This window comes from Paenibacillus sp. FSL R7-0312 (assembly GCF_038004445.1).
GTDB lineage: Bacteria > Bacillota > Bacilli > Paenibacillales > Paenibacillaceae > Paenibacillus_AQ.
Map to the genome: position 1 here is coordinate 4050454 of NZ_JBBORE010000001.1, position 14413 is coordinate 4064866.

18 protein-coding genes are annotated in these 14413 nt (G+C 53.1%); 17 read left to right on the plus strand and 1 reads right to left on the minus strand.

All coding sequences use genetic code 11. The annotated features are described in order from the left end of the window. Positions 1–38 precede the first annotated feature (38 nt). From MKX70_RS17680 to MKX70_RS17720, 9 genes are all read left to right on the plus strand, one after another. Positions 39–1127 (plus strand): hypothetical protein, encoded by a 1089-nt coding sequence (locus MKX70_RS17680; protein ID WP_340840420.1) that lies wholly within the window; start codon positions 39–41, stop codon positions 1125–1127. An 11-nt stretch (positions 1128–1138) separates the two neighbouring features. Then, the gene (locus MKX70_RS17685) at positions 1139–1645 is read left to right on the plus strand and encodes a gamma carbonic anhydrase family protein (protein WP_042237606.1); all 507 of its coding nucleotides are present in this window, start codon (positions 1139–1141) and stop codon (positions 1643–1645) included. Between the two features lie 18 nt (positions 1646–1663). Beyond that, entirely contained in the window at positions 1664–1843 is a 180-nt protein-coding gene (locus MKX70_RS17690; protein WP_039309877.1) for an IDEAL domain-containing protein, read from the plus strand. Between the two features lie 80 nt (positions 1844–1923). After that, on the plus strand, positions 1924–2346 hold the full coding sequence (locus tag MKX70_RS17695; protein ID WP_042237604.1) for a DUF2487 family protein: 423 nt from the start codon (positions 1924–1926) through the stop codon (positions 2344–2346). A gap of 224 nt (positions 2347–2570) precedes the next feature. Next, positions 2571–3125, plus strand: coding sequence for a ubiquinol-cytochrome c reductase iron-sulfur subunit (locus tag MKX70_RS17700; RefSeq protein ID WP_039309880.1), 555 nt, complete (start codon positions 2571–2573; stop codon positions 3123–3125). Between the two features lie 5 nt (positions 3126–3130). Continuing rightward, positions 3131–3802, plus strand: a complete 672-nt coding sequence (gene qcrB / locus MKX70_RS17705) for a menaquinol-cytochrome c reductase cytochrome b subunit (RefSeq protein ID WP_020427667.1) — start codon at positions 3131–3133, stop codon at positions 3800–3802. Between the two features lie 98 nt (positions 3803–3900). Continuing rightward, complete coding sequence (locus MKX70_RS17710) at positions 3901–4776, plus strand: menaquinol-cytochrome c reductase cytochrome b/c subunit (RefSeq protein WP_042138609.1); 876 nt, start codon at positions 3901–3903, stop codon at positions 4774–4776. Between the two features lie 91 nt (positions 4777–4867). Then, positions 4868–5515, plus strand: coding sequence for a DUF1405 domain-containing protein (locus MKX70_RS17715; RefSeq protein WP_042237602.1), 648 nt, complete (start codon positions 4868–4870; stop codon positions 5513–5515). A gap of 55 nt (positions 5516–5570) precedes the next feature. After that, positions 5571–6476: a sporulation protein YpjB gene (locus tag MKX70_RS17720; protein ID WP_340840421.1), complete on the plus strand. Its 906-nt coding sequence runs from the start codon at positions 5571–5573 to the stop codon at positions 6474–6476. Positions 6477–6843: 367 nt separating this feature from the next. Here the strand turns inward: MKX70_RS17720 and MKX70_RS17725 are convergent, their stop codons facing one another. Continuing rightward, a complete protein-coding gene (locus tag MKX70_RS17725; protein WP_042138607.1) occupies positions 6844–7716 on the minus strand; it encodes a YitT family protein in 873 nt (290 codons plus the stop codon). Between the two features lie 167 nt (positions 7717–7883). Here MKX70_RS17725 and MKX70_RS17730 point away from each other — a divergent pair, with 167 nt between their 5' ends. From MKX70_RS17730 to MKX70_RS17765, 8 genes are all read left to right on the plus strand, one after another. Beyond that, positions 7884–8213 (plus strand): nucleotide pyrophosphohydrolase, encoded by a 330-nt coding sequence (locus MKX70_RS17730; protein ID WP_042237600.1) that lies wholly within the window; start codon positions 7884–7886, stop codon positions 8211–8213. Positions 8214–8272: 59 nt separating this feature from the next. Further along, positions 8273–8794: a tetratricopeptide repeat protein gene (locus MKX70_RS17735; RefSeq protein ID WP_042237599.1), complete on the plus strand. Its 522-nt coding sequence runs from the start codon at positions 8273–8275 to the stop codon at positions 8792–8794. A gap of 33 nt (positions 8795–8827) precedes the next feature. Further along, positions 8828–9631: a 4-hydroxy-tetrahydrodipicolinate reductase gene (gene dapB / locus MKX70_RS17740; RefSeq protein ID WP_042237598.1), complete on the plus strand. Its 804-nt coding sequence runs from the start codon at positions 8828–8830 to the stop codon at positions 9629–9631. Between the two features lie 15 nt (positions 9632–9646). Continuing rightward, the gene (mgsA, locus tag MKX70_RS17745) at positions 9647–10069 is read left to right on the plus strand and encodes a methylglyoxal synthase (RefSeq protein WP_039309895.1); all 423 of its coding nucleotides are present in this window, start codon (positions 9647–9649) and stop codon (positions 10067–10069) included. Next, positions 10069–10773, plus strand: a complete 705-nt coding sequence (bshB1, locus tag MKX70_RS17750; protein WP_042237595.1) for a bacillithiol biosynthesis deacetylase BshB1 — start codon at positions 10069–10071, stop codon at positions 10771–10773. Before mgsA ends, bshB1 begins: the two co-directional genes overlap by 1 nt. A gap of 92 nt (positions 10774–10865) precedes the next feature. Beyond that, positions 10866–12023: an N-acetyl-alpha-D-glucosaminyl L-malate synthase BshA gene (bshA, locus tag MKX70_RS17755; protein WP_042237593.1), complete on the plus strand. Its 1158-nt coding sequence runs from the start codon at positions 10866–10868 to the stop codon at positions 12021–12023. A 10-nt stretch (positions 12024–12033) separates the two neighbouring features. Beyond that, positions 12034–13437, plus strand: coding sequence for a CCA tRNA nucleotidyltransferase (locus MKX70_RS17760; protein ID WP_340840422.1), 1404 nt, complete (start codon positions 12034–12036; stop codon positions 13435–13437). Continuing rightward, positions 13427–14227: a biotin--[acetyl-CoA-carboxylase] ligase gene (locus tag MKX70_RS17765; RefSeq protein WP_445323670.1), complete on the plus strand. Its 801-nt coding sequence runs from the start codon at positions 13427–13429 to the stop codon at positions 14225–14227. Before MKX70_RS17760 ends, MKX70_RS17765 begins: the two co-directional genes overlap by 11 nt. The last annotated feature ends 186 nt before the right edge of the window (positions 14228–14413 follow it).

Below are 14413 nucleotides of genomic sequence, written 5' to 3' on the forward strand. Positions count from 1 at the left end.
TTTCCCATAATGGTAGTAAAACGGTGAGGCGATAAAAGATGAATCTGGCGGATATGCTCACTTACGCAGACATTGGTCAGCTTACCGCCATTGCGGGACGCTATGAATGTGAGTGCAAACGGAATTCCAAACATGATTTGATTCAGAGTATTCTCATTACCTTGGGCAGCCGTGAGTTTATGGAGTCTCATATCCGGGGCTGTACTCCGGAGGAACTGCGGTTCCTGAACACTTTGCTATTTGATGAGCGCAGCCACTTCAGTCTGGAAGATCTTCTTGCCGCCGCAAGGCAGGCATGTTTTGACACACCCTCCGGTAAAGGCGGCAGCTATCGCGATATGGTCAGCAGGTTCAAAAATGGCGGCTGGCTCTTTACCGGTGCATCGCAGCAGAGCAGGTATCTGTTTCAGGTCCCGCTGGATCTGAAGATCCGCTTCCGCGACAGGATGGGGGAGCACCTGAAGGAAGGGATTACTCCAAGTCCTGAACCGGCAATGTACCGGGGCGAGGGCGATCTGCTGGCGGGCGATCTGCTGCTCTTCCTGCGCTATGTTAAGGATAACGAGCCTGAACTTGGGCAGGAGGGGGCGCTGTATAAACGCAATCAGCAGGGAGTGATGAATGCCTTACAAATTGCTGAGCCCCTGCTGGGCAAAGGCGGGTGGAGATTCGGCTACGGAAGGGCCTGTGAGCACTATCCGCCGAGATTTGCCCTGCTGTATGATTATGCCCGCCACCGCCGCTGGATCTCGGAAGAGGGCTACCGTCTGAAGCTCACAGCGTCAGGGGAGCAATTCCTGGAGGAAGGGAAATCGGAAAAGCTGATGCAGTTATTCTCCTTTTGGTTAAGACTGTATAAAGGCGCAATTCCTAACCTGCCATCGCTAGTCTATTGGATCAGTCTTAGTGCAAGCAGATGGGTTACCGTGGCTTCGCTATCCGAAGGGTTGGGCTGGCTGATTAAGCCGTTCTATTATGATGATGCCGGCGCCATACTCGAACAACGTATTCTGCGGATGATGCTGCATCTGGGTATGATCAGACTCGGTGAAGGTGCCGAAGGGCCGGTGGTTATGATGACGCCCTGGGGAAGTGAAGCGGCCGTACCGAAGCTGCTGCTTAAGTAAGGGGGAGAGAGATGCGGATAGCTTATGGGAATTACATACCGCAGCTTGATGAATCAGTCTATGTGGCGGAAGGCGCTAAGCTCGTTGGCGATGTAAGAATGGGGAAACAATCCAGTATCTGGTTCAATGCTGTGCTTAGAGGAGATTTGGCTCCGGTACTAATCGGAGAGCGCTGCAATATTCAAGATGGTACGGTGGGTCATGTGGCTGAGGGTTTACCGCTGATTCTGGGTGATGATATATCGGTCGGCCATTCCGCGATTATCCACGGCTGCCGGATAGGCAAAGGCACATTAATCGGAATGGGAGCAATTGTATTGAACGGAGCAGAGATTGGTGAATATGCTTTAATAGGAGCCGGCTCCATTGTAACCGAAAACAAAATCATTCCGCCGTACACGCTCTCCTTAGGCACCCCAGCCAAAGTGATCCGTGAGTTGACGCAGCAGGATCTGCTGAGGATGGCACTTACTAGTGAAAGCTATGTGAAGAAGGCATTGGAATACGGAAACTCTTAAACAGCGGAGGTGTATCGAATGGACAAAATGAAGGCTACTTATGAAGTGATGCTGGGGCTTGCTGCAGAAATGGTTTGGGATGAAGCGTTAAGAAAGCGTCGTACCGACATCTTGTACCGGAAGATTGACACGGCGCTGGCTGCCGGAGATGAGGCAGCTTTCCGGAATCTGACTGAAGAACTGAAAAGTTTGGCATAAGGAAATGCGCCTGGCGCATTTCTTTTTTTACATTTATGATGTTCTAAATGCTGCATAAGCGGCAAGAAGGGGGCGAGCCGATGAAATTCAGTGATTTTGACCGTGAGACTTGGGAAGCGGGTGGACATTTCTACGATACCTGTGTAATCCCGTATACAGGACTTCAAGGGACAGAGACACCTCCCGAGACCGTTGCAGCGCTGGAGCGTCAGCGTGATTTCCTCGATTTAGTCGAGAAGCCTTTTCAAGGGCGTGTGGTAACGTATCCGGCGGTACAGTATGCAGGAGCAGAAAGTATAGCTTTACTTAACGATCTTTGCCAAAAAGTCAAATCCATTGGTTTCCAATATGTTATTGTGTCTTCTGCGAATGAAGTGCTTTTAACACAAGAGGTTTATGAAAGCGATTTACTCCTTTGCCTGCCTGAATTGAAGAGGAATTCGGATACTCCTGTGAGCTCCCGTATACGGGATGAAATCCAGAGATTATGGTTAAATAGATAATGAGTTAAATGTGACGAAAAATCAACAATTATTATGAAATCAGCCACAAATGCCTGTCACAATTTAGACAATATTCTTGACGGGTTTTGGAGCCTAAGCTATGATTAGGTTGAACTTATATGTCATGTGATTTTTTTCATTGAAAACGAATTAATTACCATAATTGTCTTTCAACGGACTCTGCAGGTGCCTTCTCAAATTTTGAAAAGGGGGTTACACACAGTATGAGCAGCCTTAATGAAGAACAGGAACCGCTTCCGCAAGAACAGCCCCAACGGAAGGATATATCGCGTAGACAGTTTTTGGCCTATACCCTAGGCGGTGCCACCGCTTTTATGGGAGCCGGGGCCATTCTGCCGATGATTCGTTTTGCTGTAGACCCGATATTACATAAAAAAGGCGAAGGAGACTTTATCAAGGTAGCGGAAACGTCCAAGATTACCGATGTGCCACAGGAGTTCACCTTTGAACTGCCGCAGCAGGACGGATGGTATGCCAGTACAGCAATGCTGACGGCGTGGATCCGTAAAGATGAGAGCGGACAAATTTATGCGCTTTCACCGGTATGCAAGCACCTTGGCTGTACGGTAGGCTGGAACAATGATAAGGCTTTTCCGGATGAATATCACTGTCCTTGCCACGGAGCGCGTTATACGAAACTGGGCAAGAATCTGGCAGTAGCCCCGAAGCCGCTTGACCAGTACACCACCAAGATTGACGGCGGCTGGGTGTATCTGGGCGACATCGTTCCAAATACTGAAGCTAAGAAGGAGGCGTGAATCCAATGTTTAAAAATGTCTATAACTGGATTGACGAACGTCTGGATATTACGCCGATCTGGAGAGATGTTGCCGACCACGAGGTTCCCGAGCATGTCAATCCTGCCCATCACTTCTCAGCCTTTGTCTATTGCTTCGGTGGACTTACTTTTTTCATAACCGTCATTCAGATTCTGTCAGGCATGTTTCTGACAATGTATTATGTACCCGATATCATAAATGCCTATGCTAGTGTGGAGTATCTTCAGACCAAAGTCGCCTTCGGCCAGATTGTCCGGGGGATGCATCACTGGGGAGCGAGTCTGGTCATTGTCATGATGTTTCTTCATACGATGCGTGTGTTCTTCACCGGCTCCTATAAGGCTCCGCGCGAGATGAACTGGGTGGTCGGGATGCTGATCTTCTTCGTTATGCTTGGGCTGGGATTAACCGGCTACCTGCTGCCTTGGGATAACAAGGCGTACTTTGCAACCAAGGTTACCCTGGAGATCGCGAACTCTGTTCCGGTTATGGGGCCGGTGCTGAAGGAACTGATGCAAGGGGGGACGATTGTAGGCGCCGAGACGCTGACCCGCTTCTTCGCCCTCCATGTATTCTTCCTCCCGGCGGTCCTGCTTATACTGCTTGTGGGACACTTCATTATGATCCGCAGACAAGGAATTTCCGGCCCATTGTAACTTAGGCTCACCAAAACTTAAGAGTATGCTTCCGAAGCGGGTTTTGTACGAAGCGGTTCGAGAAGCAGAGGCTCACAAAACTTTTAGGAGGAACGGTCATGGCGCATAAAGACGACTCCAAAGAGAAGGTGGTATTCGTAGGGGATTCCCGGGTCCGCAGGGGCAACGGGTTCATTACTCCGCCTGACTATTCGGCCTATCCGGGCAAGTCTGAGGCTTTTATACCTAACTTTCTGCTTAAGGAATGGATGGTTGGCGTAGTAGTGCTGGTGGGTATTCTGGTTCTGACGATATCGGAGCCGGCTCCGCTTGGATTTCCCGCAAATGCCACAGCAACAGTAATTCCTATCCCGGACTGGTACTTTCTGTTTCTCTATCAGTATCTCAAGCTGCCCTATGCATCGGGAGATTATATCGTGCTGGGAACGCTTGGCGTGACCGGTGTGGCGTTTGGATCACTGCTCCTGGCCCCTTTTCTGGATACGGGCCGTGAGCGCCGGTTCTACCGCAGACCGATTGCTTCCTCCCTTATGTTCCTGTCCCTGGCGGCCATTGTGTACCTCACCAATACCGCCTGGACGGAATACAAGCACGAAATGGCGGAGACAGGACAGATTCCGGAGGATGTGCAGCGTGAGGAGAAAGCGGCCGAAAACAGGGCGGCTGGCTTGCCTACCACAACTGTCGTCCAGACAAAGGACATTGCCATTGTGGACAAGGATGATCCGGCGATGGCACTCTATAAGCAAGCCAGCTGTGTATCCTGCCACGCGGTAGATATGAAGGGTACCGGAGGGCCGCCTTCACTGCGCGGGGTCGGGGATAAGCATGATAAGGCAGCGATTCTTACTATTATTAAAGAAGGCAAAGGACAAATGCCTCCGATGTACGAGACCGCGATGGGAGCGGGGCTGTCCGAGCAGGATATTGATGATCTGGCCGGCTGGCTTGCCAAACAAAAAAGCGAACAGTAAAATAAAATTAACGCAAACCTGATCGTGCATGCGGTCAGGTTTTTGCTTTTTTTAGATTGAGGCTGCTTACAGTCGGGAGGAAGTTGTCTATATGCCGGTTCATTGGTTTGACAGATTATTCAGGGACAGAAGGATCATTTGGCTACTGTTCATCGTGAATCTTCTGGGTACGGTTTACGGATACATGTGGTATGGCAATCAGCTGGCGTTTACCGCTGATAATTATCCGCACTGGCTGCTTCCTTTTGTTCCGGACAGTCCTACAGCCAGCCTGTTCTTTACCGCTGCATTACTGCTGCTGCTGTATCCGCCTAAGGGGCTTACCGGAACTTTGGTACGCCAGCTGATCGAGGCGCTGGCTGTAGTCACATCGGTGAAATATGGCATCTGGGCGGTCAGTATGATTGTTGCCGGCGGTTATCAAGGGGATACGGTCACCTGGAAAGACTGGATGCTGATGATATCCCATACCGGGATGGCAGTTGAAGCGTTAATCTATGCCCGTTTCTTCTCGTTCCGCAGAATGCTGCCCATTGCGCTGTTATGGACTTTCGCGAATGATATGATCGATTATTCAGAGGGCGTATTTCCGTGGCTGCCTTCAGTGCTTGATGATGATATCAGCGCCGTTCAGTATTTCACTATGGGTCTTACCTTGTTCAGCACAGCTGCGGCGTGGTTATCCGGCGGCAGAACAAGGCGTCCGGCTCTTCCCGCCAAATCTGCTGACAGGCATTGACAGGCTGTTCTAACTCTTGTCCCTCCGCCATACATTAAGGTGGGAGGGATGTCACATGCCGCGCAGGAGAAGGTTCATACTGTCAGGGATTGTGCTGTGCTGGCTGCTGGCCGGAGTGAATGGAGGAAGAGTTCTGGCCGAAGCAGAAGCAGCGGCTGCCGGTGCGAATTCAGGAACTGAAGCATACATAGAGGCAACAGGAGTCACCGTCAGTGATCCCGCTGCCCTCACCGGCAGAAGCGGGGCACAGCGGCTGGAGCAGGCAGCGGATGCCTTATATGCTTATGTGCTTGAAGGCGATGTGGTCAAGGCAAGGCAGGAGAGTGAGGAGATCTCGCAGATTTTTATCTCTTCTTCCTTCGAAGGGTTGACATCGGTAGAGGGAATCCATGCGCTCTCTACAGTAATTATGGACATGAAGTCTGCAGTGGCTGCTGTAGAGGCTTCTCCCCAGCGGTGGGAAGCTGCCGCAGCTAGGCTCCGGCTCGCCGCGAACAGTCTGAATCACCCCCGGCAGCCCATGTGGCTGCAGTATTACAAGCTGGTCCGCGAGGATCTGAATAATATGGAGCAAGGCGCTGCCGCTAACGATCTGAAGAGCTGGAAGGACGCTCTGGCCAGACTGCAGAGCCGGTACGATAATATCCGGCCTGCGGTGATCATCTCCCGGCCGCCGGAGGCCGTCAATGCGTTTGATTCCTGGATCTCGTATGCCCAGGGAATCGCCACCTCCGCGCAGCCGGTGGAACGGGCCCGGCTGCTGGAGATTGTGTCTTACGGGCAGGATGCAGCCCGGGTCATGTTTGGCAAAGAGCGCGATGAGCCGGCCTTGTCGCTACCGCTCGCCCCGCAGCCGTACGGGGCTTGGGGACTGCTGGCAGGTGCGTTCATCCTTACCGTGCTGGCCTATGCCGCTTACCGCAAGTACCGGGGCCAGAACGGGGATTGGAAGGCTGTGTAGCTGGGAGGGAACTATCCGCTGAAGCTGGAGTACTTCCCCTCAGGCATATGAATCCTCAATACTCACAAAAGCTCCCTTCCCGCTTAGGCGGATGAAGGGAGCTTTTTGAGTACAATGCTGCTGACTGAACCTAAGTATCTTAAGTTTGCACGGTACAAACCAATTGTTGTAAGTATTACAACTTGGATATGTAAATACAGGAGTATTCAGGAGGATTATTGTATGGAATACAACAATTCCACTGCTAAGCTGCTTGAAGGAAGCGGATTGCTATCTTTTATTCAACAATTCTGGGTATTAACCAAGATCATGAGGCAAATGTGGTACTGTGGGCAGTATTTCATGTTATAAGCTTCCCCTCAGCCTGTCAGGTCTCCCGGAAGCCCTCGCCATGTACATCATGGACATCGCTGATAATGACGAAGGCCTTAGGGTCAACAGACTTAACCAGCAGGCTGAGCCGGCGGATTTCCTGTCTGGAAACAACGCAGTACACCATGTGTTTGGCCTGTTTGGAATAGGCTCCAATCGCCGGGATTAATGTGACGCCGCGTTCCATCTCTGCGGTAATCAGCTCGGCTATCTGCGGAGCATCATCACTGATGATGGTGAACGCTTTGGCGGCATAAGCGCCCTCTTGAATGAAATCAATGACACGTGAAGCAATAAAGACGGCGACTAGGGTGTACAATATTTTTTCGCGGGGGATATAGAGCAGGGATGCGCCAATAATGATCACATCGACTGCCAGGATAATCTGTCCCATACTCCAGCCGAACTTGCGTCCGAGGATCCGCGCTACAATATCTACCCCGCCGGTGGTGCCGCCGAAACGGAAGACAATCCCCAGTCCCAACCCCAGTGTTACCCCGGCATATAATGAAGCAAGAATAAAATCATGCTCCGTACTGAACGTTACAATCCAGCCTGCATTAATCATTCGTTCGAACAGCCAGAGGAAAAAGGACAGGGCGCCGATACCCACGCCTGTGTAGACGATCTGATTCGCCCCCAGCACCTTCCAGCCAAGCAGGAAGAGCGGGAGATTCAGCAGCAGTGTGGTCAAAAAGATCGGTATGCTAAAAGCATAGTTGAGCAGGATGGTAATCCCTGTAACGCCGCCTTCCATCAGCTGATTGGGTACAATGAAGTACAGAAGTCCAAAGGCGTAGATTGCAGCTCCCAGCATGATTGGGGCAATGGTTTTGCTGATGGTGCTGAATTTAATTGATGATTTCATATAATCCCTCGCCTATGCCTCTAATGGGCAGTTTATAGGTATTTACTCTCACGGATACAGCTGCAAATTCACGAAGACTTTCAAAAAAGATTTGTCTTCAAAACGTCTTTACGATAACATAGGGGCAAACAGATGGCAAGAACATACGGGGGGTGAAACAACAATTTATGGAAAAAAGTCTTAGTGATATACAGCGTGAGGTTGATCAGTATATCTCACAATTTAAAGAAGGCTATTTCAGCCCGCTGTCCATGCTGGCCCGGATGTCCGAGGAAGTTGGAGAGCTGGCCCGGGAGGTAAACCATCAGTTTGGCGAGAAACCGAAAAAAGCGAATGAAGCCGATAATTCGATCGAGCTGGAGCTGGGCGACATTCTCTTCATTACCGTTTGTTTCGCCAATTCACTGGGCATAGACCTCACTGAAGCCCATAACAAGGTTATGCATAAGTTCAATACACGCGATGCCGGGCGCTGGACGCTCAAAAACACCGATTAGGCCTTCACTACATATGCTGTACCAAACGAACGGGAATTAGCCGTGAGGATGGTGAGGATATGAATCATAACGACTATGTAAAAGCGGCATACCGCTCTATTCTGCGCAGTGACTTCGCTGAGGCCATCACTTTGTTCGAAGCGGCCATTGCGGCCAGTCCGGATGATGCTGAGGTAAGGTACCGCTGCTCTATCACCTATGCCCGCAGCGGAATGCTGGAGAAGGCTCTTGAACACGCTATAGCAGCGCGCAAACTGGATGATTCCAAACCGGAGTATGAGCTGCACCTCCAGCATTTGCAGGCGCTGCAGCTGGTGCAGGAAGCGAAACGGCTGCTGGAGGATGAGGCGGCGGTACCGGTGAATCCATACCGTCCGGTTACCTTGCTCAAAGAAGCGGTATCGCTTGACCCCTTATATGGGGATGCTTATGTATGGCTGGCTATTGCACACAGCCGGATGAACGAGCATCTGCAGGCCATAGCTGTACTGAAAGAAGTGATGTCGCTGCATCCGGATGATACCGGTCTGCGTCAACTGATGAAGGATCTGCAGAAATCACTGCAAAAATATATACAATAATATCAGAGCCAGGGAAAGCGAGGAGGAATTCATTTGAGCGACAAGATCAGGGTTATTGTCTCCGGAGCCGGAGGGAGAATGGGCAAAGAAGTTGTGAAGCTGGTGCTGCAGGATGATGAACTGGAGCTGGCTGCAGCTGTCGACCGCTCTGCGGGCGACAGCGATGCCGGCCGGATGGTTGGCCTTGAGGATAGTGGTGTTCGGGTTACTTCGGACCTGGAGGCAGCTCTTGCAGGAGCTGCTGCAGATGTGCTGGTGGACTTTACCATTCCGCAATCTGCCTACAGCAATACTGCCCTGGCTATTAAATATGGCGTTCGTCCGGTGATCGGGACTACAGGATTTACGCCTGAACAGATCGCCGAGCTGGACAAGCAATGCCAGGATCAGGAAATCGGTGGACTCATTGCACCGAACTTCTCCATCGGAGCCATTCTTCTAATGAAATTTGCGGCTCAGGCTGCCAAATATTTCCCGCACCTGGAAATAATCGAGTATCATGGAGACCAGAAGCTGGATGCGCCGTCAGGAACAGCCATTAAGACGGCTGAGATGATCTCTGAGGCACGGCAGGAGCTTCGCCAGGGGCACCCTGGGGAAGAAGAGATTATTGAGGGGGCGCGCGGCGGTTACTATAACGGGTTCCGGATTCATAGCGTACGTCTTCCCGGTGTTTTTGCCCAGGAGGAAGTGGTGTTCGGCGGGTTTGGACAGTCGCTTAAGATCCGCCATGATTCATACGAGCGTGCCGGGTATATGCCTGGAGTCAAGATGGGAATCCAGAAGGTGATGGGATATACCGGTTTGATTTACGGATTTGAGCATTTTATAGAATAGACGGGGGAGAGCAACATGTTAAAAATCGCATTTATCGCACATGACCGCAAAAAAGATGAGATGGTGAATTTCGTAACCGCCTATGAGCATGTATTTGAAGGGCATCAGTTATATTCCACCGGAACGACCGGACAACGGATTATGGAAGCAACCAAACTTGTCATTCACCGCTATATGTCCGGCCCGCTGGGCGGAGATCAGCAGATTGGCTCCATGGTGGCGACGGATGAGCTTGATTTAATTATTTTCCTGCGTGATCCGCTGATGGCACAGCCGCATGAACCGGATATCACGGCGCTGCTCCGCCTGTGTGATGTATATGGAATCCCGGTGGCTACCAATATTGCCACAGCGGAAATTCTGGTAAAGGCAATCGACCGCGGAGATTTCGGCTGGCGCGAGCTGGTACATAAATACAAACCGGGTGTGGATGAATAATGAAACTCGACATTCTGGTATTCGGTGCTCATGCCGATGATGCGGAGATCGGCATGGCGGGAACCATCGCCAAACATACGGCTGCCGGCTTCAAAGTGGGGATGTGTGATCTGACACAGGCGGAAATGTCTTCGAACGGTACGGTGGAGCTCCGTAAACTTGAGGCTCAGCAGGCTGCAGACGTGTTGGGGGCTGCGGTGCGTACGAACCTGGGACTTCCTGACAGGGGGCTCTATATGACAGAGCACTATCTGGCGGCAGTGACTGCGGAAATCCGCCGCTATGCCCCTTCCATAGTGTTCGCCCCTTACTGGGAGGACAGGCACCCGGATCATATCGCCTGCAGCAAGCTGGTGGAAGAAGCCGTATTTAACGCCAAGCTGCGTAAGTATATGCCGGACATGCCTTCTATCCCTGAACCGCAATTATATTTCTACTTCATTAACGATCTGGGCCGTACCGATCTGATTATCGATGTATCGGAACAATATCCGCTCAAAGAGCAGGCGTTGTCCTGCTACCGGTCGCAATTTGGCATACTCCCTGGTGAGGATGCTGTGAAGACCCCTTTGACAGAAGGGTATATCGAGCGCGTCCGTTCGAGAGATATGCTGCTCGGACAGCGGAGGCTCATTCCTTATGCAGAAGGGTTCGCCAGCAAGGTGCCGCATACGGTGGATTACTTCCGTGTTGCCGGTAAATAAGGCGCAGATTTGAAAAAGACCGAAAAACAACTATAATAAATCCATGTCATTACTTGAAGTAATAGATTGATGTAAAATGAAGGGGCGGAGCTATGGACCGGCTTAAAATAGGCATCACTTGTTATCCGTCTCTTGGCGGCTCGGGCGTAGTGGCAACTGAACTGGGCAAGCTTTTGGCCGAGAAGGGCCACGAGGTCCACTTTATTACACACAGCATCCCGTTCCGGCTGGGAACGTTTCAAAAAAATATATTTTATCATGAGGTAGAGGTTAACGATTATTATGTGTTCCGTTACCCGCCTTATGATCTGGCGCTGGCGACCAAGATGGCTCAGGTAGCCAAGATGCAGAAGCTGGATCTGTTCCATGTGCATTATGCGGTGCCGCATGCCGTCTGTGCTTTTCTGGCCAAGCAGATCCTGGGCAACGACATAAAAGTGGTTACGACCCTGCACGGCACGGATATTACGGTACTGGGCCAGGATGAATCCCTGAAGGATCTGATCCGCCTGGGCATTAACGAGAGTGACGCGGTGACTGCCGTCTCCCAGGATCTCATCAAGGAGACTCGTAAGGCGCTTGATATTACACGGGAGATTGATCTGACCTATAATTTCGTGGACAAACGGGTGTATTATCCCCGTGATGTAACGGACCTGCGCGGCGACTTCGCTGCTCCGGATGAAAAAATCCTGATGCATATCAGCAACTTCCGTCCGGTTAAAAGGGTAAGTGATGTGGTGGATGTATTCGCGAAGGTGAATAAACATCTGCCTTCACGTCTTCTTCTGGTGGGGGAAGGGCCTGATCTGCCGAAGATCCAGGCCAAAATCAGCGAGATGGGCCTGGATGACAAAGTGCGGTTTCTGGGTAAGCAGGATGAAATTGCCCAGGTGATTTCACTGGCTGATCTGCTGCTGCTCCCTTCAGAGAAGGAGAGCTTCGGGCTCGTTGCCCTGGAGGCGATGGCTTGCGGCGTTCCGACCATCGGGTCCCAGACCGGCGGGATTCCAGAGCTGATTCAGCATGGCAAAACCGGATTCCTCGCGCCGGTCGGAGATACTCAGGCGATGGCTGACTATGCGGTTCAACTGCTCTCGGACGATGCGATGGCAGAAAGCTTCAGATGCGCCTGTCTGCAACGGGCCTGTCATGATTTCAGCAGAGATATGATTACGAATCAATATGAAGATATATATTACCGCGTGCTTGGACGCAAGGTACTCGGATTGGATCATATCCGGGGGTAAGGAGCAGGGCATGGAATGGACAATGGCATCATCCGGCATGGCGGAAGCCGCCGGCACCGTCATCACCGGTCTGCTGGCGGGCGGGCATGAAGCTTATTTCGTGGGCGGCTGCCTGCGCGATGAACTGCTGGGCAGACCGGTGCATGACATGGATCTGACCACCTCTGCTCTGCCGGAGGCGGTTATGGCCCTGTTTCCGCGCTGTGTTCCTACCGGGCTGGCTCATGGCACGGTAACTGTGCTGCAGAATGGTTATAGCTTTGAAGTTACGACGTACCGGACGGAGAGCGGCTATGCCGATCACCGCCGTCCGGAGCACGTCTTTTTTGTGAGTGATGTGAAGGAGGACCTCCGCCGCCGCGATTTCACGATCAACGCCATGTGCACCGGGCTTAATGGTGTGCTGATTGATCCCTTTGGCGGGGAGCGGGATCTGCAGCTCCGCCGTATCCGCTGTGTGGGCCAGGCGGAGGAACGCTTCGGCGAGGATGCGCTGCGGATGCTGCGCTGTGTGCGCTTCGCCTCCGTTCTTGATTTCGCTATCGCCAAGAATACGTGGCGCGGCCTGATGCGCCAGCGGGATAAGCTGGCGCATATTGCTGTGGAGCGGGTGCGCGCGGAGGTCGAGCGCATCGTAGAGGGCCCGCATCCGCAGCGCGGGCTGGCCCTCCTGCTGCGCAGCGGTCTGCTGCCGCGCGGCAAAGCGCCGTTCCCGTGGACCGGCAATGACCTGGCGGCAGCCGCCGCCCGTACAGCCGGTCTGGAGAACCTGCAGGACGCCCGCCTGCGGTGGGCGCTCCTGCTGCATGCCCTGGGCTCGTCCGCCGCTGCGGCGGATGAGCTCCTGCGGGCATGGACGTTCCCGGGGACGACGCGGGTAAGCGTCGTCGCCGTGCTGCGCGTCCGCGAAGCCTGGGACGCGGCGCTGTCTTCGGTGGCACCGGAGGCTCCGGGTGCCACCGAAGGCCTGCGGCGGCGGTGGATCGCCGCCGTGCTGGCCCATGGCCAGTCAGCCGCCGAAGGGTGGCTGACACTGCTTGCGGCGGCTGAGGATGCCGCCGCGGGGCCTGTCCCTGCGCCGGATCTGGCGCAGGGTTCAGCGGGTGCGGCGCTAGCCCGACGTGCCCCCGGCGAAGCCAGCCCCTCCGCCGATGCGCCCGCCCGGCCAGCCTCCGGCGAAGCCAGTACACCTGCCCGGCTTCTGCGCTCCTGGACCGCAGCTATGCCGCTCCGCAGTCTTGCGGAGCTGGCGGTGACGGGCCACGAGCTGGCAGAATTGCTGCAGAAGCAGCCCGGGCCATGGCTTGGCGTGCTGCTGAACAAGCTTCTGCTGGCAGCAGCTGCCGGCGACACTGCGAATGACAAACAATTATTGCTGCAGGAAGCACAAAGGATGGATAGAGATGAAGAGTGATGATACGCTGCCGTCCGGCCATATGAAGCGGGAGAACTTTGTTTCAAGCTGGCCTGGCGAAATCGTACGGATGGATTCGGTGGCGTCTACACAAGAGGAGGCCAAGAAGCTGGCCGAGAACGGTGCTCCTGAGGGCACCGCGATTATGGCCGAGGAGCAGACCGGCGGCCGGGGCAGAATGGGCCGCAAGTGGCATTCCCCGCGCGGCAAGGGAATCTGGATGAGCCTGGTGCTGCGTCCGAATCTCCCGCTGTCCCTGACCCCGCAGCTGACTCTGCTGGCAGGTGTAGCTGTCTGCACGGCGATCCGTGAGGTTACCGGGGTCCCTGCCGGCATCAAGTGGCCTAATGATCTGCTGGCCGGCGGACGCAAAATTTGCGGCATTCTGCTTGAATCCTCCCTTAGGGAAGGCCGCCTTCATTACTGTATCGCCGGAATCGGCATTGCCGTTAATTTGACCCGTGAAGATTACCCGGCTGAACTGCAGGAGGTGGGAACCTCCCTGCTGATTGAAGGGGGCGGCATTCCCGTTGACCGTACCAGGCTTACGGAAGCGGTGCTGGCTGAGCTCGAATTTCTGTACATTCAATACATAGAGCAGGGCTTCCGGCCTATTCGGGAGCTCTGGGAGTCGATGTCGGTTACGCTGGGCCGCCAGGTGTGTGTGAATACGCCGCAAGGCCGCACCGAAGCCACGGCCGTTGGTCTGGATGACAACGGAGGACTGCGGCTGCGCAATAGCGCAGGTGAGATTACCAGCGTGCTGTCAGGGGAAATCGAAATGATCTGAGCGTCAAGACATGCCGCCTTATGTCATATTTTTAGGTGTAATTGTCTGCAGATTTTGTTATAATAGCCTCAGAGGCGGCATCGCTATGGCGAGCTGTACTTAAGCAACTGAATTTTTATAGAATTGTTTTACCGGATTTACCTTCATAACTGTATGTAACGGTTACGTTGGATTCTGCTCTGAGCC